This window comes from Actinoplanes sp. NPDC049265 (assembly GCF_043197135.1).
Taxonomy (GTDB): Bacteria; Actinomycetota; Actinomycetes; order Mycobacteriales; family Micromonosporaceae; genus Actinoplanes.
In genome coordinates, this window is record NZ_JBICSP010000004.1 from 463,036 (window position 1) to 481,129 (window position 18,094).

The 18,094-nt window shown below is 71.4% G+C and carries 17 protein-coding genes; 12 read left to right on the forward strand and 5 right to left on the reverse strand.

What is annotated here, in order from left to right; genetic code table 11:
* Positions 1 to 22 precede the first annotated feature (22 nt).
* From ACGFIO_RS14290 to ACGFIO_RS14310, 5 genes are all read left to right on the forward strand, one after another.
* Complete coding sequence (locus ACGFIO_RS14290) at positions 23 to 199, forward strand: universal stress protein (RefSeq protein WP_392826341.1); 177 nt, start codon at positions 23 to 25, stop codon at positions 197 to 199.
* Positions 196 to 1,722, forward strand: coding sequence for an AAA family ATPase (locus ACGFIO_RS14295; protein WP_392826342.1), 1,527 nt, complete (start codon positions 196 to 198; stop codon positions 1,720 to 1,722). Before ACGFIO_RS14290 ends, ACGFIO_RS14295 begins: the two co-directional genes overlap by 4 nt.
* A 23-nt stretch (positions 1,723 to 1,745) precedes the next feature.
* Positions 1,746 to 2,633 (forward strand): class I fructose-bisphosphate aldolase, encoded by an 888-nt coding sequence (locus ACGFIO_RS14300; protein WP_392826343.1) that lies wholly within the window; start codon positions 1,746 to 1,748, stop codon positions 2,631 to 2,633.
* A gap of 10 nt (positions 2,634 to 2,643) precedes the next feature.
* Entirely contained in the window at positions 2,644 to 3,150 is a 507-nt protein-coding gene (locus ACGFIO_RS14305) for a flavodoxin domain-containing protein (RefSeq protein ID WP_392826344.1), read from the forward strand.
* 122 nt (positions 3,151 to 3,272) lie between these two features.
* Positions 3,273 to 5,681 carry a phosphoketolase gene (locus ACGFIO_RS14310; protein WP_392826345.1) on the forward strand — a complete coding sequence of 803 codons (2,409 nt, stop codon included), beginning with the start codon at positions 3,273 to 3,275 and terminating at the stop codon, positions 5,679 to 5,681.
* A gap of 3 nt (positions 5,682 to 5,684) precedes the next feature.
* Here the strand turns inward: ACGFIO_RS14310 and ACGFIO_RS14315 are convergent, their stop codons facing one another.
* Entirely contained in the window at positions 5,685 to 6,011 is a 327-nt protein-coding gene (locus ACGFIO_RS14315; RefSeq protein WP_392826346.1) for an HPF/RaiA family ribosome-associated protein, read from the reverse strand.
* 152 nt (positions 6,012 to 6,163) lie between these two features.
* On the opposite strand from ACGFIO_RS14315, the gene ACGFIO_RS14320 reads away from it, so the two are divergent.
* On the forward strand, positions 6,164 to 7,174 hold the full coding sequence (locus ACGFIO_RS14320; protein ID WP_392826347.1) for an Acg family FMN-binding oxidoreductase: 1,011 nt from the start codon (positions 6,164 to 6,166) through the stop codon (positions 7,172 to 7,174).
* Here the strand turns inward: ACGFIO_RS14320 and sulP are convergent.
* Positions 7,134 to 8,807 carry a sulfate permease gene (gene sulP, locus ACGFIO_RS14325; RefSeq protein ID WP_392826349.1) on the reverse strand — a complete coding sequence of 558 codons (1,674 nt, stop codon included), beginning with the start codon at positions 8,805 to 8,807 and terminating at the stop codon, positions 7,134 to 7,136. The genes ACGFIO_RS14320 and sulP overlap by 41 nt on opposite strands.
* A gap of 117 nt (positions 8,808 to 8,924) precedes the next feature.
* Here sulP and adhP point away from each other — a divergent pair, with 117 nt between their 5' ends.
* From adhP to ACGFIO_RS14345, 4 genes are all read left to right on the forward strand, one after another.
* Positions 8,925 to 9,935 carry an alcohol dehydrogenase AdhP gene (gene adhP, locus ACGFIO_RS14330; protein WP_392826351.1) on the forward strand — a complete coding sequence of 337 codons (1,011 nt, stop codon included), beginning with the start codon at positions 8,925 to 8,927 and terminating at the stop codon, positions 9,933 to 9,935.
* 94 nt (positions 9,936 to 10,029) lie between these two features.
* Entirely contained in the window at positions 10,030 to 12,264 is a 2,235-nt protein-coding gene (gene pflB, locus ACGFIO_RS14335; protein ID WP_392826352.1) for a formate C-acetyltransferase, read from the forward strand.
* 5 nt (positions 12,265 to 12,269) lie between these two features.
* Complete coding sequence (gene pflA, locus ACGFIO_RS14340; protein ID WP_392826420.1) at positions 12,270 to 12,989, forward strand: pyruvate formate-lyase-activating protein; 720 nt, start codon at positions 12,270 to 12,272, stop codon at positions 12,987 to 12,989.
* A gap of 100 nt (positions 12,990 to 13,089) precedes the next feature.
* The gene (locus tag ACGFIO_RS14345; RefSeq protein WP_392826354.1) at positions 13,090 to 13,674 is read left to right on the forward strand and encodes a DoxX family membrane protein; all 585 of its coding nucleotides are present in this window, start codon (positions 13,090 to 13,092) and stop codon (positions 13,672 to 13,674) included.
* Between the two features lie 45 nt (positions 13,675 to 13,719).
* On the opposite strand, the gene ACGFIO_RS14350 is transcribed toward ACGFIO_RS14345, so the two are convergent.
* Positions 13,720 to 14,331, reverse strand: coding sequence for a hypothetical protein (locus ACGFIO_RS14350; protein ID WP_392826355.1), 612 nt, complete (start codon positions 14,329 to 14,331; stop codon positions 13,720 to 13,722).
* A 67-nt stretch (positions 14,332 to 14,398) separates the two neighbouring features.
* Between ACGFIO_RS14350 and ACGFIO_RS14355 the strand changes: the two genes are divergently transcribed.
* A complete protein-coding gene (locus tag ACGFIO_RS14355) occupies positions 14,399 to 15,133 on the forward strand; it encodes a Type 1 glutamine amidotransferase-like domain-containing protein (RefSeq protein ID WP_392826357.1) in 735 nt (244 codons plus the stop codon).
* A gap of 424 nt (positions 15,134 to 15,557) precedes the next feature.
* Entirely contained in the window at positions 15,558 to 16,415 is an 858-nt protein-coding gene (locus ACGFIO_RS14360; RefSeq protein ID WP_392826359.1) for a universal stress protein, read from the forward strand.
* A gap of 50 nt (positions 16,416 to 16,465) precedes the next feature.
* On the opposite strand, the gene ACGFIO_RS14365 is transcribed toward ACGFIO_RS14360, so the two are convergent.
* Positions 16,466 to 17,062, reverse strand: a complete 597-nt coding sequence (locus ACGFIO_RS14365) for a CBS domain-containing protein (protein WP_392826360.1) — start codon at positions 17,060 to 17,062, stop codon at positions 16,466 to 16,468.
* 5 nt (positions 17,063 to 17,067) lie between these two features.
* Positions 17,068 to 18,081, reverse strand: coding sequence for a type I glyceraldehyde-3-phosphate dehydrogenase (gap, locus tag ACGFIO_RS14370; protein ID WP_392826361.1), 1,014 nt, complete (start codon positions 18,079 to 18,081; stop codon positions 17,068 to 17,070).
* Between the last annotated feature and the right edge of the window lie 13 nt (positions 18,082 to 18,094).

Below are 18,094 nucleotides of genomic sequence, written 5' to 3' on the forward strand. Positions count from 1 at the left end.
GCAGACGTTGCGAGGTGATCCCATGACGACGCGGAACGACGCACCGGTGGTCGTCGGCATCGACGGATCGGCCCGGGCGCTGGATGCGACCCGCCGTGGGCGGGGCGGTTTCGCCGGCCTGCTGCTCGGGTCGGTGAGGCAGCACCTCATCCATCACGCCCCCTGCCCGGTCGTGGTGGTCGAGAGCGAGCGGTCATGACCAGCTTCGGCCCGCCCGCCGTCCGGGAGACCCACGCGGCCCTCATAGTCCTGGTCGCCGACCGGGCGTACAAGCTGAAGAAGCCGGTGGATCTCGGCTTCCTCGACTTCCGCGACCGGGCCGAACGGGAGCGGGTCTGCCACCGCGAGGTCGAGCTCAACCGCCGGCTCGCCCCGGACGTCTACCTCGGGGTGGCCGACGTGCTCGGCCCGGACGGCCGGCCGTGCGATCACCTGGTGGTGATGCACCGGATGCCCGAGGACCGGCGGCTGTCGACGATGGTCCGGGCCGGGCAGCCGGTCGCGGAGCAGCTGCGTCGGCTGGCGCGGATGCTGGCGGCGTTCCACGCGGAGGCCCGGCGCGGGCCAGAGATCTCAGCCGAGGGTAGCCGCGACGCCCTGCTCGGACGGTGGGACGACACCTTCGAGCAGCTCCGCCCGTTCCACGGCAACGTGCTGGACGACGGTGCCGCGACCACGGTCGAGCACCTCGTCCACGACTTCCTGGCCGGCCGTGCGCCGCTGTTCGAGGATCGGATCGCCGCCGGACGCGTGGTCGACGGTCACGCCGATCTGCTGGCCGACGACATCTTCTGCCTCGACGACGGGCCCCGGGTGCTGGACTGCATCGAGTTCGACGACCAGCTGCGCTACGTCGACGGGTGGGACGACGCCGCCTTCCTGGCCATGGACCTCGAGCAACTGGGCGCGACCGCGTCGGCCCGGGGGTTCCTGCACTGGTACGCCGAGTTCAGCGGAGACGCCGCGCCGATCGCGTTGCGCCATCACTATGCGGCCTACCGCGCCTTCGTACGCGCCAAGGTGGCCTGTTTCCGCCACCGCCAGGGTGACCCGCGGGCGGCGGCCGACGTCGCGCATTACACCGATCTGACCCTGCGGCACCTGCGGGAGGGGGTGGTCCGTCTGATCCTGGTCGGCGGTACCCCCGGGACGGGCAAGACCACGCTGGCCGGCGGCCTGGCCGACCGGCTCGGCGCGGTGCTGTTGAGCAGTGACCGCATCCGTAAGGAGATCGCCGGGCTCGATCCGGACCGTTCGGCGGCGGCCGGCTATCGGCACGGTATCTACACCCTGGAGTGGACCGAGCGCACCTATCGCGAGCTGCTGCACCGGGCCGGCCGGCTGCTGGAGCGCGGCGAAACCGTGGTGCTCGACGCGTCGTGGCTGCGGGACCGGCAGCGGAAGGCGGCGACCCGGCTCGCCTCGGAGGCGCACGTCCCCCTGATGTCTCTGCGGTGCACGGCGGACCCGGGGACCATCGCGGAGCGGTTGCACCGCCGGGCGGAAGCCGTGACGGCCGGCTCGGACGCGAATCGGATGATCGCCGCGGCGCTGACGGCCGACGCGGATCACTGGCCCGAAGCGCACACGCTCTCCACCGAGACCGCTCCGGCCGAGGTGGTGGCCGAGGCGTTGGCCTTCATCCGAGCCGCGGAAGGTCCGCTCGCTACGGGCCCCACTGCCCTACCTGTCCCGGCCGCCGGCCGCGAGGGTGAAGGGTGAAGGGTGAAGGGAAGGAGGCCGCCATGACCGCGCGGCTACGACTAGAACAGTGCGGGTTGGGCGCGGGCAAGAAAGCCCGACTGCACCGCATTCTCTACCACCACGGATTGCGTAACGGCACGGCGTTGTTCCTGCCGTACGACCAGGGGCTGGAACACGGGCCGAGGGACTTCTTCGCCAACCCGCGGGCCGCGGACCCCCGCTACATCATGAAGCTGGCCCTGGAGGGCGGTTTCAACGGCGTCGCCATCCAGATCGGCCTGGCCGAGAAGTTCTACTGGGACTACGCCGGCGAGGTTCCGCTGATCCTCAAGCTGAACGGCAAGACCGAGATCCCGCCGGAGGCGAACGCGTTGTCGCCGGTGCACGCCTCGGTCGAGGACGCGGTCCGGCTGGGCGCGGACGCGGTCGGCTACACGTTGTACGTCGGCACGCCGGCCCAGGAGGAGGACTTCGCGCAGTTCCACGTGGTCCGCCGGGACGCGCAACGCTTCGGCATACCGCTGATCGTCTGGGCGTACCCGCGGGGTGAGGCCATCGACAACAAGGGCGGCCGGGACTCGTTCTACGCCGTGCACTATGCGGCGCGGACCGCGAGTGAGCTCGGCGCCGACGTCGTCAAGGTCAACTTCCCGCATCCGGAGAAGCACGTACCACCGGCGTACCTGTCCGATCTCGGCAGTCAGGAGGCGATCGACGAGGTCGTCCGGGCCGCCAACCGCACCCTGGTCCTGGTCTCCGGCGGCTCGCTGGCCAGCGACGAGGCGATGGTCGAGAAGGCCGCCGAGTCGATGTCGGCCGGCGCGACCGGGCTCATCTTCGGGCGCAACGTCTGGCAGCGCGACTACGACGACTCCCTGCGTTTCGTCGCCGAGCTGCGCGACGTGCTGGCCAAGTATCCGACCCCGTGAGGAGCGCATCGTGAAGGCTCTCGTCGTCTACGAGTCGATGTTCGGCAACAGCGAGACGATCGCCCAGGCGGTCGCCGACGGCCTGGCCGACCGGTTCGACGTCACCCTGGCCGACGCCCGCAGCATGCCGCGCGCCGCCGGCGTGGACGTCGTCGTGGTGGGCGGGCCGACCCACGCCTTCGGGCTGAGCCGGCCGGCGACCCGTGAGGACGCCGTCCGGCAGGGCGCGACCCGCACGGGCGTGGCCGAGGTGGGCCTGCGGGAGTGGCTGGACACCGCGCCGGATTTCCCCCGGGACACCATCGGGGCGGCGTTCGACACCTCGATCGGCAAGCCGCTGACCGGGTCCGCCGGGCGCAAGGCCCTGCGCCGGCTGCGGCGCAAGGGCTGCCGGGCCGCCCTGCCGGCGATGAGTTTCCATGTCACGGGGGTGGCGGGGCCGCTGGTGGCGGGCGAACGGGAACGCGCCCGGCGGTGGGGCGAGGCGGTCGCGGAGGCCGTCGGCGACCGGGACTAAAGTCCCGGACGGTAGGGACCTCCGGGCCGCCGGGGGCTGCCGCTCGCCTCTGATCGACCGGTACGGCGAGCACCTACCTTCGAGAGCGACCCCAAAGTCGAACCTCTCGAGGGAGAAGCGCCGTGACCACCGTGACCGACGAGGAGCTGCTCCGGCAGCTCACCGACCCGGACGACAACGACGTGGCGCAGCTGGACGCGTGGTGGCGGGCCGCCAACTATCTGACCATCGGCCAGATCTACCTGCGCGCCAACCCGCTGCTGCGCCGGGCGCTGACCGCCGAGGACATCAAGCCCCGGCTGCTCGGCCACTGGGGCACCAGCCCGGGCCTGTCGCTGATCTACGCCCACGTGTCGCGGCTGGTCCGGATGACCGGCCAGCAGGCGATCTACCTGGCCGGCCCGGGGCACGGTGGCCCGGCCCTGGTCGCCGCCGGCTGGCTGGAGGGCACCTACAGCGAGATCTACCCGCGGGTGTCCCAGGACGAGGCCGGCATGCTGCGCCTGTTCCGGCAGTTCTCGGCGCCCGGCGGCATTCCCAGCCACGTGTCGGTGACCACGCCCGGCTCGATCCACGAGGGCGGCGAGCTCGGCTACGTGCTGGTGCACGCGTACGGCGCGGTCATGGACAACCCGGATCTGCTGGCCGTCGCCGTGGTGGGTGACGGCGAGGCCGAGACGGCGCCGCTGGAAGGCTCCTGGAAGGGGCTGTCGTTCATCAACGCCGCCCGGGACGGTGCGGTGCTGCCGATCCTGCATCTCAACGGCGCGAAGATCTCCGGTCCCACGGTGCTGGCGCGCAAGGAACGCGCCGAGGTGCACGGGCTTCTCCACGGCCACGGGTACGACGTGATCGAGGTCGAGGGCGAGGACCTGCCCGGCATGCACCAGCGCTTCGCGGCCGCTCTGGCCGACGCGTGGTCGCGTATCCGGGAGGTGCAGCGGGAGGCCCGGGCCGGCGAGTCGGACGGCTCCCGGCCACGCTGGCCGCTGATCATCCTGCGGTCACCGAAGGGCTGGACCGGCCCGTCCGAGGTGGACGGTATCCGGATGACCGGTACCTGGCGGTCGCACCAGGTGCCGCTGTCCGGCGTCCGGGAGAACCCGGAACACCTGGCGATCCTGGAGCGCTGGCTGCGGTCGTACCGGCCGGAGGAGCTGTTCGACGACGCCGGCACCCCCGTCGCCGCGATCCGGGATCTCGCGCCCCGGGGCGACCTGCGGATGAGCGCCAGCCCGCACGCCAACGGCGGCCTGCTCACCCGCGACCTGGATCTGCCGGACTTCCGGGACTACGGGGTCGACGTCGACGCCCCGGGCCGGCTGCGGGCCGAGTCGACCCGCAAGCTCGGTGAGCTGATGCGCGACATCTACCGCGGCAACCCGGACCGGTTCCGGCTGTTCTGCCCGGACGAGACCAACAGCAACCGGCTCGGCGCGGTCTTCGAGGCCACCGACCGGGCGTTCATGGAACGCGTGACCCCGGACGACGTGGCCATCGGGCCGGACGGCCGGGTGATGGAGGTGCTCTCCGAGCACAACTGCCACGGCTGGCTGGAGGGCTACAACCTGACCGGGCGGCACGGCATGTTCGCCACCTACGAGGCGTTCGCCATGGTCAGCGCCTCGCAGACGATCCAGCACGGCAAATGGCTGCAGGAGGCGTCGCACCTGCCCTGGCGGGCCAAGGTGCCCAGCCTCAACGTGCTGCTCACGTCGACGGCGTGGCGTAACGACCACAACGGCTTCTCGCACCAGGGACCGGGCCTGATCCAGACCGTGCTCACCCAGCGCGGCGACGTCGCCCGGGTCTACCTGCCGCCGGATGCCAACTGCCTGCTCTCGGTGGCCGACCACTGCTTCCGCTCCCGCTCGTACGTCAACCTGATCGTCATCGACAAGCAGCCACAGCTGCAGTACCTGACCATGGGCCAGGCGATCGACCACTGCGCGAAGGGTGCGGGGGTCTGGGAGTGGGCCGGCACCGACGACGGCACCAGCGACCCGGACATCGTCCTGGCCTGCGCCGGCGACGTGGTCACGATGGAGACCGTCGCGGCCGCCCAGATCCTGAAGGAACGCCTGCCCGGCATGAAGGTCCGCGTGGTCAACGTGGTCGACCTGATGAGCCTGGTCCGGCACCGCGACCACCCGCACGGGATGAGCGAGACCTACTTCACCGAACTGTTCACCGACACGGTCGACGTGGTCTTCTCGTTCCACGGCTACCCCGGCGCGATCCACCAGCTGGTGCACGGCCGGCCGGACGCCGACCGGTTCCGGGTGCGCGGCTTCATCGAGCAGGGCACGACCACCACGCCGTTCGACATGACGGTGCGCAACCGGGCGTCGCGCTACCACCTGGTGATGGACGCGATCAACAACTCCAAGCGGCTGCCGCGTGGGGCGACCGCACTCAAGAAGTGGTGCGAGGCCCAGCTCGCCCGGCACGAGGAATACGTGGTCGAGCACCTGGAGGACATGCCCGAGGTGCGCGACTGGTCGCTGGGCGACCAGCCGCGACACGACTGAGGGTTACGACTCGGACGGGACCGGGCCCTGGTGGTGCGTGCGGCGCAGCCGGCGCAACCGCGAGCGGAGCCGCTCCTGCAGGAGGTCGGCCGCCTCCTGCAGGGTCTCCCCCACGGCGTGGACGTGGACGGCGGTCCCGTCCACGTCGACGTGGGCGTCGACCCGGTTGCCCGGTGCTGCCGAGTCCAGCGTCAGCGAGGTGCGGTGGACCCGGCCCGGCGCGTGCTGCAGGGCGGCCTCGAGCTTGCTGACGGCGTACTCCCGGGCCCAGCCGCCGACCCGGCCGTGCGTGTGCACCTGAGGGGTGATGACCTGCTCGATACGTGTCATGACGCCTCCCGTGACCTTCCCGGACCGCGTGTCCGGATACCTCAATTGATCAACGGTTCGCCGCCGGGCGAAAGGGTCCTTCGGCCCTGACGACTCGGCACCCCCGCCCGCCATCGTGGGTGGGTACGGAGCAGCAGATAGGAGGTCCCGCCATGAGTGCGTTGCCAGAGGAGATGCGCGCCGTTCTGGAAGGTGCGGCCCGGGTGGCGCTGCGCGCGCCCTCGGTGTTCAACACGCAACCGTGGCGGTGGACGATCGGGGCCGGGGTGATGGAGCTGTCGGCCGACCCGGAACGCCGAGTGCCGGCCATCGACCCGGACCGGCGGCTCATGCTGATGAGCTGCGGCGGCGCCCTGCACCACGCGCTCACCGGGCTGGCCGCGGCGGGCTGGCCGGCCACCGTCACGCGGTTCCCGGCCGGGGACGGGGACGTGCTGGCCCGCGTACGCCTGGACGAGGCCGGACCGGTGACGCCCGACCCCGCCGCCCGTGCGCTGGTCGAGGCGATCGCCCGGCGCCGCACCGACCGCCGGGCCTTCGGCGACCGCGCGGTGGACGAGGAGACGCTCTCGGACCTGCGCCGTGTCGTTGAGGCGCACGGCGCCTACCTGCACGTGGTGCCGCACGACCAGGTGCCGATGCTGGGCATTCTGGTCGAGCAGGCGGCCGACGCGGAATACCTGGACCCCGCGTACCGCAAGGATCTGACCCGCTGGACCAACCGGCCGGCCTGGACCGGCGACGGGGTGCCACCGGCGACGGCGGTCGCGCCGGCCCTGCGCCGGGTGCCGGTGCGCGAGTTCGCCCCGCAGGGCGGTGAGGTGCTGGCCGCCGGTCAGGACCACGACCAGGGTGCGGCGTACACGATTCTGTACGGCATGGACGCCGAACCGGCCGATCTGCTGCGCGCCGGCGAGGCGATGTCCGCGCTGCTGCTCACCGCGACGGCGCGGGGCCTGTCGACCGCGCCGCTCAGCGAGGCGGTCGAGGTGTCCTGGTCGAAGTACCTGCTCGGCGAGCTGCTCTCCGGGATCGGCGAACCGTATCTGGTGGTCCGGCTGGGTTACGTCGACGAGGCCGAGTCGCTGCCGGCGACGCCGCGCCGGACGGCGAATGAGGTCATCACGTTCCGGTCGAGCGCTGATAAGCCCGCACAGCCGTAGGCAGGGTCGGATAGATGTGGTCCGGGCCGATCGACGCGGTCAGACCGTACGCGTCCAGCTGGGCCTGAAGGTCCTGCTTGACCCGGGCCAGCCCGAACACGATGCCGCGGCCGGTCAGCTCGGCCCGCAGCCGGTCGAGCGCGTCCAGCCCGGTGCTGTCCACCTCGACGTTGGCCTCGGCGTTGAGCACGAACCAGCGGACCGGCTCGCGCTCATCGGCCACCGCCGCCAGGGCGCGCTGCCGGAAGTTCTCGGCGTTGGCGAAGAACAGCGGCGAGTCGTACCGGTAGATCAGCAGGCCGGGCACGGTCCGAGCGGCCGGGAAGTCGTCCACGTCGTGCATCCCGGCCAGGCCGGGCACGATGCCGAGGACCGCGTCGTGCGGGCGGGCCACCCGGTGCAGCATGTCGGCGACGGACAGCCCGACGGCCAGCAGCACCCCGGTCAGGATGTCGAACACGACCACCCCGGCCAACGCGGCCAGGGCGAGCAGCAGTTCGGTGCGGCGGAACGCGGCCAGCCGCCGGAACCCCGCGATGTCGACCAGGCGGATCGCCGCGTAGACGACGAGGGCGCCCAGCGCCGCGGCCGGGAACAGGGCGAGCGCCGGGCCGGCGAACAGCAGCACGGCCACGACACAGAGCAGGGCGAAGAGCGAGTACATCTGGGTACGCGCTCCGCTCGCGACACCCAGCGCGGTGCGGCTGCCGCTGCTGCTGATCGGGAACCCGCGCAGCAGCCCGGCGCCGAGGTTGGCCACGCCCAGCGCGAGCAGCTCCTGGTTGGCGTCCACGGCGTCGCCGCTACGCCCGGCGAAGGCCCGCGCGGTCAGCACGGTGTCGGTGTACCCGACGACCAGCACCCCGACCGCCGGCAGCAGCAGCGACGCGGCCTCCGACAGGTCGGGCAGCGCCGGCCCGGGCACTCCCCGCGGCACCTCGCCGACCACGGCGACACCATGGCTTCGAAGGTCGAGGACCAGCACCGCGACGGTGGCGAGCAGCACCACGACCAGCGGCACCGGCAGCCGGGGAAACCGCCACTGCCCGAGGAACAGCAGCGCCAGCACGGCCAGCCCGAGCAGCGCGGTGGCGACGTGCACCTGGCCCAGCCGGGTCACGAAGGAGGCCAGTTCGCCGAGCACGGTGTCGCCGCCGACCCGCACCCCGGTCAGCTTCCCGAGCTGCCCGGAGACCATCGTCAGGGCCACCCCGGCCAGATAACCGACCAGGATCGGCCGGGACAGCAGATCGGCGACGAAGCCGAGCCGGGCCACGAAGGCGACCAGGAACAGCACGCCGACGACCACGGCGAGCGCGGCGGCCAGACCGGCGTAGCGGGCCGGGTCGCCGGCGGCCAGCGGCCCTACGACGGCCGCGGTCATCAGGGCCGTGGTCGACTCCGGGCCGACCGACAGGTGCCGCGAGGAGCCGAGCACGGCGTAGAGCACGAGCGGCGGCAGGATCGCCCACAGCCCGGCCACCGGCGGGAGCCCGGCCAGACCGGCGTAGGCCATCACCTGGGGCACGAGGTAGGCCGCCACGGTGAGCCCGGCCAGCAGGTCGCCACGCAGCCAGGACTTCCGGTACGCCCGGAGCACGCCCACGCCGGGCAGGAACTTGGATGCCGCCACATCAGGATCTTCGCTCATCCGGGGAAAGAGGTCCCGGCCTGACGGGCCACCTGCCTCTGCTCGCCGATCAACCGGGCCGACAGGGTGGGAGCTGGGAGAACGATCAAGGAGGCCCCCATGCGAGCAGCCGTCGTTACCGGCTTCGACAAGCCGTTGGAGATCAAGGACCTGCCGGTGCCCGAGCCCGGCCCCGGACAGGTGCTGGTACGCATCGAGGCCAGCGGCCTGTGCCACACCGACATCCACGCCGCCCGCGGTGACTGGCCGGTCAAGCCGCAGCCGCCGTTCACGCCCGGCCACGAGGGTGTCGGCATCGTCGAGGCACTCGGCGCCGGCGTCACCGAGCACCAGGTGGGTGACCGGGTGGCCGTCCCGTGGCTGGGTCACGCCTGCGGGACCTGCGACTACTGCGTCACCGGGTGGGAGACGCTGTGCGAGGCGCAGCAGAACACCGGGTACTCGATCGACGGCGGGCACGCCGAGTACGCGGTGGCCGACGCGCGCTATGTGGTCGGCGTACCCGATGGCATCGATCCGGCCGAGGCCGCACCGCTGACCTGCGCCGGCGTGACCACCTACAAGGCGATCAAGGTCGGCGGAGTCGTCCCGGGCGACCGAGTGGCGATCTTCGGCGTCGGCGGCCTGGGCCACCTGGCGCTGCAGTACGCCCGGATATTCGGCGGCGAGACCATCGCGGTGGACGTCACCGAGGAGAAGCTGTCGCTGGCCAAGCAGCTCGGCGCCGCGCACGTGATCAACGCCGCCACCACCGACCCGGTCGCCGAGATCGAGAAGCTGGGCGGCGCCGACGTGGCCGTGGTGCTGGCCGCCGACCCCAAGGTGGTCGAGCAGGCCCACTCCGCCCTGCGCCGCGGCGGACGGCTGATCCTGGTGTCGCTGCCCAAGGACAACGTGATGGCGCTGCCGATCTTCCAGACCGTGCTCAAGGGCATCCGGGTGATCGGTTCGATCGTCGGCAGCCGCGCCGACCTGGCCGAGGTGTTCCGGCTGCACGCGGCGGGCCGCACCGAGGTGCTCTACGAACCGCGGCCGCTGGAGGACATCAACACCGCGATCGAGGACGTCCTCGCCGCCCGGGTGCCGGCCCGGCTGGTGCTGATGCCCTGATCGGGTGACCGGGCCCGCCCGATCGGGACCTTCGGCCCTGACCGGGCGGCCGGCCGCCGCGAAAGGCTGGAAAAGAGACATTCGAGGAGGGGTCATGCGGCACACCGAGGCGTGGCGTGGGTTCACCGGCGACGACTGGCGTACGACGATCGACGTCGGCGCGTTCATCCACGACAACGTCACCCCGTACGAGGGGGACGCGAGCTTCCTGACCGGGCCGACCCACCGCACCACGCGGATCTGGGACGACCTGCGGGACATGTTCGCCGAGGAGCGACGCCGCGGCGTCTACGACGTGGACACGCACACGCCGTCGACCATCACCTCGCACGCGCCCGGCTACCTCGACCGCGGGCACGAGCTGATCGTCGGGCTGCAGACCAGCGCGCCGCTGCGCCGGGCGATCATGCCGGCCGGTGGGCTGCGGATGGTGCAGAGCGGGCTGGCCGCGTACGGCTACAGCCTCGACCCGTACGTACGCATGATCTTCTCGCAGTACCGCAAGACCCACAACGACGCGGTCTTCGACGCCTACCCGGCCGACGTCCTCGCCGCGCGCCGCTCGCACCTGATCACCGGCCTGCCCGACGCGTACGGCCGGGGCCGCATCATCGGCGACTACCGCCGTGTCCCGCTCTACGGCGTCGACTTCCTGATCGCCGAACGCCGGGCCCGCAAGGCCGCGCTGGACGCCGAGCTCTCCAGCGACGACGTGATCCGCGACCGCGAGGAACTGGCCGACCAGATCCGGGCGCTGGAGGACCTGAAGTGGATGGCGGCCCGCTACGACCACGACATCTCCGGGCCGGCGACCACCGGGCAGGAGGCCATCCAGTGGCTGTACTTCGCCTACCTGGCCGCGACCAAGGAGCAGAACGGCGCGGCGATGTCGCTCGGGCGTACCTCGAGCTTCGTTGACGTCTATCTGCAACGGGATCTGGCCGAGGGGACGCTGACCGAGTCGGCGGCCCAGGAACTCGTCGACGACTTCGTCATCAAGCTGCGCATCATCCGGTTCCTGCGAACGCCCGACTACGACCAGCTCTTCTCGGGCGATCCGACCTGGGTGACCGAGTCGCTGGGCGGCATCGGCGGCGACGGGCGCCCGCTGGTGACCCGAACCAGCTTCCGCTACCTGCAGACGCTGTACAACCTCGGGCCCGCACCGGAACCGAACCTGACCGTGCTGTGGTCGCCGCGGCTGCCGGCCGGCTTCAAGCGGTTCTGCGCCCAGGTCTCGCTGGACACCAGCGCCATCCAGTACGAGAACGACGAGCTGATCCGGCCGGCGTACAGCGACGACACCGCGATCGCCTGCTGCGTCTCGGCCATGCGGGTCGGCAAGGACATGCAGTTCTTCGGCGCCCGCGCCAACCTGGCCAAAGCCCTGCTGTACGCGATCAACGGCGGCCGCGACGAGATCAGCGGCGAGCAGGTGGCCCCGCCCACGCCACCGGTCGAGGGCGACGTGCTGGACTACGAGGAGGTGCTCGCCGCGTACGACCGGATGCTCGACTGGCTGGCCGAGACCTACGTCGACGCTCTCAACGTCATCCACCACATGCACGACCGGTACGCCTACGAGCGGCTCGAGATGGCCCTGCACGACTTCCCGGTGCACCGGTTCATGGCCACCGGCATCGCCGGGCTGTCGATCGCCGCCGACAGCCTGTCGGCCATCAAGCACGCGCACGTGAAGGTGCTGCGTGACGCGGACGGGCTGGCCGTCGACTACGCGGTCGACGGCGACTTCCCGGCGTTCGGGAACAACGACGACCGCGTCGACGCGATCGCCGTCGATCTGGTCGAGCGGTTCATGGCGAAGATCCGCCGCCAGCCGACCTACCGCAACGCCGAGCCGTCGCTGTCGGTGCTGACCATCACCTCCAACGTGGTGTACGGCAAGCACACCGGCAACACGCCCGACGGCCGGCGGGCGGGCGAGCCGTTCGCGCCCGGCGCCAACCCGATGAACGGCCGGGACCGCCACGGGCTGGTCGCCTCCGCGTTGTCAGTGGCGAAGCTGCCGTACCGCTGCGCCCGCGACGGCATCTCGATGACCAGCACCGTCACCCCCGACGGCCTCGGGCACACCCGCGCCGAACGCGTCACCAACCTGGCCGGCGTCCTCGACGCCTACACCGACGCGGGCGGCTTCCACCTCAACGTCAACGTGCTCGACCAGGCCACCCTCGAGGACGCCATGGCCCATCCGGAGAAGTACCCGCAGCTGACCATCCGGGTCTCCGGCTACGCCGTCAACTTCGTCCGGCTCACCGCCGAGCAGCAGCGCGACGTCATCTCGCGGACCTTCCACGGTGCGCTGTGAACGGCATGCTGCACTCGTACGACGTCTCCACCGGCGTCGACGGCCCCGGCACGCGATTCGTGGCGTTCCTGGCCGGCTGCCCGCTGCGCTGCCTCTACTGCCACAGCCCCGACACGTGGTACCGCCGCAGCGGAACCCCGGCCACCGGCCCGGGCCTGCTGGCCGAGATCCGCCGCTACGAACGCTTCCTCAAGGTGGCCGGCGGCGGGGTCACGATCAGCGGCGGCGAACCGTTGCAGCAGCCGGCCTTCGTCGCCGAGGTGCTGCGCGGCTGCAAGGAGATGGGGCTGCACACGGCCCTGGACACCAGCGGCTTCCTCGGCGCAAAGGCCGGCGAGGCCCTGCTCGACGCGGTCGACCTGGTGCTGCTGGACATCAAGAGCGGAGACCCACGGACCTACCGTACGGTGACCGGCACGGGCCGCCTGGCCCCGACCGTACGTTTCGCCCATCGCCTGGCCGACCGCGGCACCCCCATCTGGGTCCGTTTCGTCCTGGTGCCCGGCCTCACCGACGACCCGGCCAACGTCGACGCCGTGGCGGCCGTCGCGGCGTCGGTCCCGACCGTCGAGCGCGTCGAGGTGCTGCCGTTCCACCGCCTCGGCGCGGCCAAGTACGCCGCGCTCGGCCTGCCGTTCCCGCTCGCCGACACGCCGCCGCCGGACGGCGCCCTGATCGACCGGGTCCGGGCCCAGTTCCGCGACCACGGTCTGCCGGCGGTCTGAACGGGACCTTGGTCCCGATCATGCGGGTGCTTCGACTCGGGTGCGGGGCTCCTTACCAGGGCAGAGTCAGAGGTGTCAGAGAGAGATCGAGGAGGACATCATGACCATCATCGGCCGGAGCCACGCGGCGCATCTCGAGCACGTCGAGGCGCCCGGTGCCATGCTCACCAAGACCGCCGCCCGTACCCTCGCCGTGTTGCGTGTCGCCACCGGGTTCGTGTTCCTGTGGGCGTTCCTGGACAAGACCTTCGGCCTGGGCTACTCGACCCCGGCCGAGCGTTCCTGGCTCAACGGCGGCTCGCCGACCAAGGGCTTCCTGTCCAGCGTCGACGTCGGCCCGCTGCAGGGCTTCTTCCACACCATCGCCGGCGCGGCCTGGGCCGACTGGGCGTTCATGCTCGGCCTGCTCGGCATCGGGGTGGCCCTGATCCTGGGCGTCGGCATGCGCATCGCCGCGGTCGCCGCGGTCGCGATGATGGCCATGATGTGGTTCGCCGAGTTCCCCCTGGCCCAGCACACCAGCGCCGGCGAGGCGACCCACTCGAGCAACCCGGTCACCGACTACCACTTCGTCTACGCCGTCAGCGCCGTCACCCTCGCCCTGACCTACGCCGGCTCCACCTGGGGCCTGGGCCGCATCTGGTCCACGCTGCCCTTCGTCCAGAAGCACCGCTGGCTGATCTGACCACCACCCCCACCACGAAGCCCGGCCGGACCATCGGCCGGGCTTTCAGCCGTCCAGCAGACGCTGGCCGATCTTCACCCATTCGGTCTCGAAACGGTTGCTGGTAATCGTCCGGAAGTCGTGCCTCGCCTTGTCATCCTCGGGAAACTCCGCCTCACGGGAGACGATCTGAGCGAGCCGGGTCGCCAGCCCCTTGAAGACCAGGTATCCCGGTACGTCGGAGGAGTCCCACGGGCCGCCGGAGGTTCCCACGGCCCGGTTGTCCCGGATGGATTCGCGGACGGCCTGGCACGCCTGCCGGAAGCAGCCCAGCACCTCGACGTCGTTCCCGGTCAGCCGGCGTTCCACCGCCAGCTTCAGCAGCAACGCCTCCATGGCGCCCTCGGCGGTCGCGGCCCGGGTGAGCAGCTGCGAGCGGGCGGTCTCGTCGACGCCGGCCCGGCGCCGGGCGGACCACTCCTTCCAGACGGCGAAGAACTCCCCGTAGGACCGGTAGAAGGCGTCGGTGGTGGCGAGCGTCAGTTCGCGTCGCTTCTTCTTCTGGTCCCAGCGCGCGGTTATCCGGGAACCCGCATACCAGCCGAAGGTCAGTGTGGCGCCCGAGACCGCCAGGGTGAGCGCGGACTTCACCAGCTCCGTACCCAGATCGAGGTTCACGACGGCCATGGTGTCACGAAGGCCGGCACGCGTGGCTCGGCCCTAGCCACAGCTAGGATGGGGCACCATGAAGCTGCTGCTCACGTCCGCCGGCATCCGGAACCCGAGCATCGAGAACGCGCTGGTGGACCTGCTGGGCAAACCGATCGCCGAGTCCACCGCCCTGATCATCCCGACCGCCATCTACCCGTTCCCGGGCGGCTCGTTCGGGGCGTGGCGGGCGGTCGCCGGCCAGGGACCGTCTCCGCTGGTGGGGCTGGGCTGGAAGTCGGTCGGGCTCCTCGAGCTGACGGCGCTGCCGCACATCGAGGACGCGGCCTGGGTGCCGACCGTACGCGAGGCCGACGCGCTGCTGGCCTACGGCGGCGACCCGATGTTCCTCAGCACCTGGATGCGGCGCTCCGGCCTGGCCGGCCTGCTGCCGTCGTTGCGCCCCGAGGCGGTCTACGTGGGGGTCAGCGCCGGCAGCATCGCCGCCACCTCCACTTTCGTCGAGACCTATTACGATCCGCCGCGCGGCGTCGACGGGGCGCTGAAGACGGAGGAGGTCGTCTTCTCCTCGCCCGGCGGTGACGTTCCCCGGATCCTGGCCACCGGGCAGGGCACGGGGCTGGTCGACTTCGCGGTGATCCCGCACTTCGAGCACCCGGACCACCCCGACGCTTCCACGGCCAACGCGGAGAAGTGGGCGGCCCACATTCCCGCACCGACGTACGCGATCGACGACGACACCGCCATCAAGGTCACCGGCGGTGTCGTCGACGTCGTCTCCGAGGGGCAGTGGAAGCTCTTCGAGCCCTGAGCCCTGAGCCCGGCGGTCAGGCGGCGTCCCATGGCACGGTGAGGGGGTGTCGTTCGTCCTCGCGGGCGGCGATCCGCTCCATCGCGCGCAGATACTGATATCGCGAGATCTCGCCGGCGTTCAGCTGAACGACCATCGCACCCTCGAGGCTCTCCGGTCGAGCCGGCACCCGCGAGGCTTAGGCCGCGGGCTTCGCCGGTTTCTCGTCCTCCTCCTTCCAGGCGTGCAACGCGACCGCGCCGACGACGACGATGAACACCACGGTCAGCACCAGGGCAGCCATCTCCCTCACCTCCGATCACCATCCTCGTCCGAATCGGACATCACCGGCAGGGCCCATGGTCCCGCCCGGACGGGACCTGCATCCCTGCCCGGATGGCCCGGCACAGCCGACGATCGGGATAGCGAAGGAGAGGAGAATTCCATGTCCACCCGCAAGATCGTGGTCGGCTACGACAAGTCGGCCGACGCCAAGGCCGCGGTCGCCTGGGCGCTCGACGAGGCGGCCCGCACCGGCGCCCCGATCGAGTTCCTCTACGTGATCGACTGGCCCAGCTGGGGGCCGGCGTCGGCCACCGTCGGCACTCCGCCGACCTGGCCCGGCGGTGAGCTCGACCGGGCCGTGAAAGGCATGCTGGACGACGTCGTCGTCCAGTCGAAACACACCCATCCGGGCGTACGCACCGCGGTCGCCGTGGTCAACGACGGCGCGTCCCACACCCTGATCGAGCGCTCCGCGGAGGCCGGTCTGGTGGTGTTGGGCAGCCACGGGCACAGTGCCGTGGCCGGCCTGCTGGGCTCGGTCAGCGTGGCGGTCAGCGCACACGCGCGTTCCCCGGTCGTCGTGGTTCGCGGCGAGCAGCGGACCACCGGGCCGGTGGTGGTCGGCGTGGACGACTCGGCACCGGCCCGGGCGGCGCTGGCCTTCGCCGCCGATCAGGCGGTGTCCCGCGAGGCCCCGTTGCGGGTGATCCGGGCCTGGACACCCGTGCGGGGCATCTGGGAGGACTCGCCGATCGTGACCGATTCCGTCTCGGCCGCCGAGCGCGGCCCGTTCGACGAGCTCGTCGCCGAGCTGCGGACCAAGTACCCCGACCTGGAGATCTCGGCCGAGGTCGCGGTGGAGCACCCGGCCGCCGCGCTGACCACGGCGTCGGAGAACGCCCAGCTGCTGGTGGCCGGCACGCGGGGCCGCGGGGCGATGCGGGGCATGCTGCTCGGCTCGGTCAGCCAGCACCTGCTGCGCCACTCGGCCGTCCCGGTCGCCGTCGTTCACGAGTGACGAGCACACAACAAAGCCCGGAGGCGTTCGCCTCCGGGCTTTTCGGTGGGTCACATCCGTACCGACCAGATGCCGGGCACCGTACGGGCCAGGATCTCGACGACGGCGCGCTCGGCGTCGCTGTCGTACTCCCCCGTCACCTGGGCGACGCCACCCTCCACGGTGACGGTCCAGCGGTGCTGACCGTCGGCGTACTCGTCCAGCCGGTGCCGCACCTCGCGGGCCAGCGTCTCGTCGCTGTGCACGATGCTCCGCAGGATGTCGCGGCGGCTGACGATGCCGACCACCACACCGTCGTCCAGCACGGGCACGCTACGGACGTCGAACTCCAGCATGCGGGCCGCGACGTCCGCGACGTCGGCCTCGGGCTCGGTGGTCACCACGCCGGTGGTCATCACCTCGACGACCATCCCCGGTCGCTGCCCCGGCTCGTTCATCCAGTCGCGCCGCAGGTGCACGGCCGGATCCGCCGGGACCCGGTGCAGCAGGAGGTCGCCCTCGCTGACCATGCCGACCAGCCGGCCGGTGGTGTCGACCACCGGCAGGGCGGTCACGCCGTGCCTGGTCACCAGCTCGGTCGCGGTCTCGACCGAGGCGATCTGCGGCACCGTGACGACCGGGCTGGTCATGATGTCCTTGGCCCGCATCACCGTCACCTCCCGGCGAACTGTTTCGTCAGGTCGATCAGCCGGCTGGTGTAGCCCCACTCGTTGTCGTACCAGCCGAACACCTTGGCCAGCCGGCCCTGCGCCTGGGTCAGACGCGAGTCGAACACGCAGGACGCCGGGTCGCCGACGATGTCGCTGGAGACCAGCGGCGCCTCGCTGTACCGGATGATGCCGGTCATCGGGTCGGCCGCGGCCGCGGTGGCGACCACCTCGTTGATCCCGGCCGCGGTGACCTCGGTGGCAAACTGCAGGCTCAGGTCGCTGATCGATCCGTCGACGACCGGCACCCGCAGCGCGACACCGTCGAGCTTGCCGGCCAGCTCGGGCAGCACCAGCCCGACCGCCTTGGCCGCTCCGGTGCTGGTGGGGATGATGTTGACCGCAGCCGCGCGGGCGCGGCGCGGGTCGGAGTGCGGGCCGTCGAGCACGTTCTGGTCATTGGTGTACGCGTGCACGGTCGTCAGGTAGCCGCGCTCGATGCCGAACGCCTCGTGCAGCACCTTGACCAGCGGCGCCACGCAGTTGGTGGTGCACGACGCGGCCGAGACGATCTGGTGCCGGTCCGGGTCGAAGCCGTCCGCGTTGACCCCGGGCACCAGTGTGGCGTCGACGCCCTTGCCCGGCGCCGAGATCAGCACCCGCTGGGCGCCGGCCTTGAGGTGCAGGGCGGCGTCGTCGCGGGTACGCAGCTTGCCGGTCGACTCGATGACCAGGTCCACCCCGAGGTCGCCCCAGGGCAGCGCGTCGGGCGAGCGCTCGGCGAAGGTGGGAATGCTGTGCCAGCCCACACTCAGCCGGTCGTCGTCGGCGCTGACCTGGGCGTCCAGCCGGCCGAAGGTCGAGTCGTACTCCAGCAGGTGAGCCAGGGTGGCGGTGTCGTAGAGATCGTTGATCGCCACCACCTCCAGCCCCGAGTTGGCCATCTTCCGGTCGGCGAGAATGCGCAGGTAGTTGCGGCCGATCCGGCCGAAGCCGTTGATGGCGATCCGATAGGTCATGGTGTCCTCCCCT

Excerpts from the sequence above, each read along its gene's own strand:
- pflB (WP_392826352.1), top strand. The coding sequence starts at position 10,030 with ATGCGGCACACCGAGGCGTGGCGTGGGTTCACCGGCGACGACTGGCGT.
- ACGFIO_RS14300 (WP_392826343.1), top strand. The coding sequence starts at position 1,746 with ATGACCGCGCGGCTACGACTAGAACAGTGCGGGTTGGGCGCGGGCAAG.
- ACGFIO_RS14290 (WP_392826341.1), top strand. The coding sequence starts at position 23 with ATGACGACGCGGAACGACGCACCGGTGGTCGTCGGCATCGACGGATCG.
- ACGFIO_RS14365 (WP_392826360.1), bottom strand. The coding sequence starts at position 17,062 with ATGCGGGCCAAGGACATCATGACCAGCCCGGTCGTCACGGTGCCGCAG.
- ACGFIO_RS14360 (WP_392826359.1), top strand. The coding sequence starts at position 15,558 with ATGTCCACCCGCAAGATCGTGGTCGGCTACGACAAGTCGGCCGACGCC.
- ACGFIO_RS14315 (WP_392826346.1), bottom strand. The coding sequence starts at position 6,011 with ATGACACGTATCGAGCAGGTCATCACCCCTCAGGTGCACACGCACGGC.
- adhP (WP_392826351.1), top strand. The coding sequence starts at position 8,925 with ATGCGAGCAGCCGTCGTTACCGGCTTCGACAAGCCGTTGGAGATCAAG.
- ACGFIO_RS14320 (WP_392826347.1), top strand. The coding sequence starts at position 6,164 with ATGAGTGCGTTGCCAGAGGAGATGCGCGCCGTTCTGGAAGGTGCGGCC.
- pflA (WP_392826420.1), top strand. The coding sequence starts at position 12,270 with ATGCTGCACTCGTACGACGTCTCCACCGGCGTCGACGGCCCCGGCACG.
- gap (WP_392826361.1), bottom strand. The coding sequence starts at position 18,081 with ATGACCTATCGGATCGCCATCAACGGCTTCGGCCGGATCGGCCGCAAC.
- ACGFIO_RS14345 (WP_392826354.1), top strand. The coding sequence starts at position 13,090 with ATGACCATCATCGGCCGGAGCCACGCGGCGCATCTCGAGCACGTCGAG.
- ACGFIO_RS14355 (WP_392826357.1), top strand. The coding sequence starts at position 14,399 with ATGAAGCTGCTGCTCACGTCCGCCGGCATCCGGAACCCGAGCATCGAG.
- ACGFIO_RS14295 (WP_392826342.1), top strand. The coding sequence starts at position 196 with ATGACCAGCTTCGGCCCGCCCGCCGTCCGGGAGACCCACGCGGCCCTC.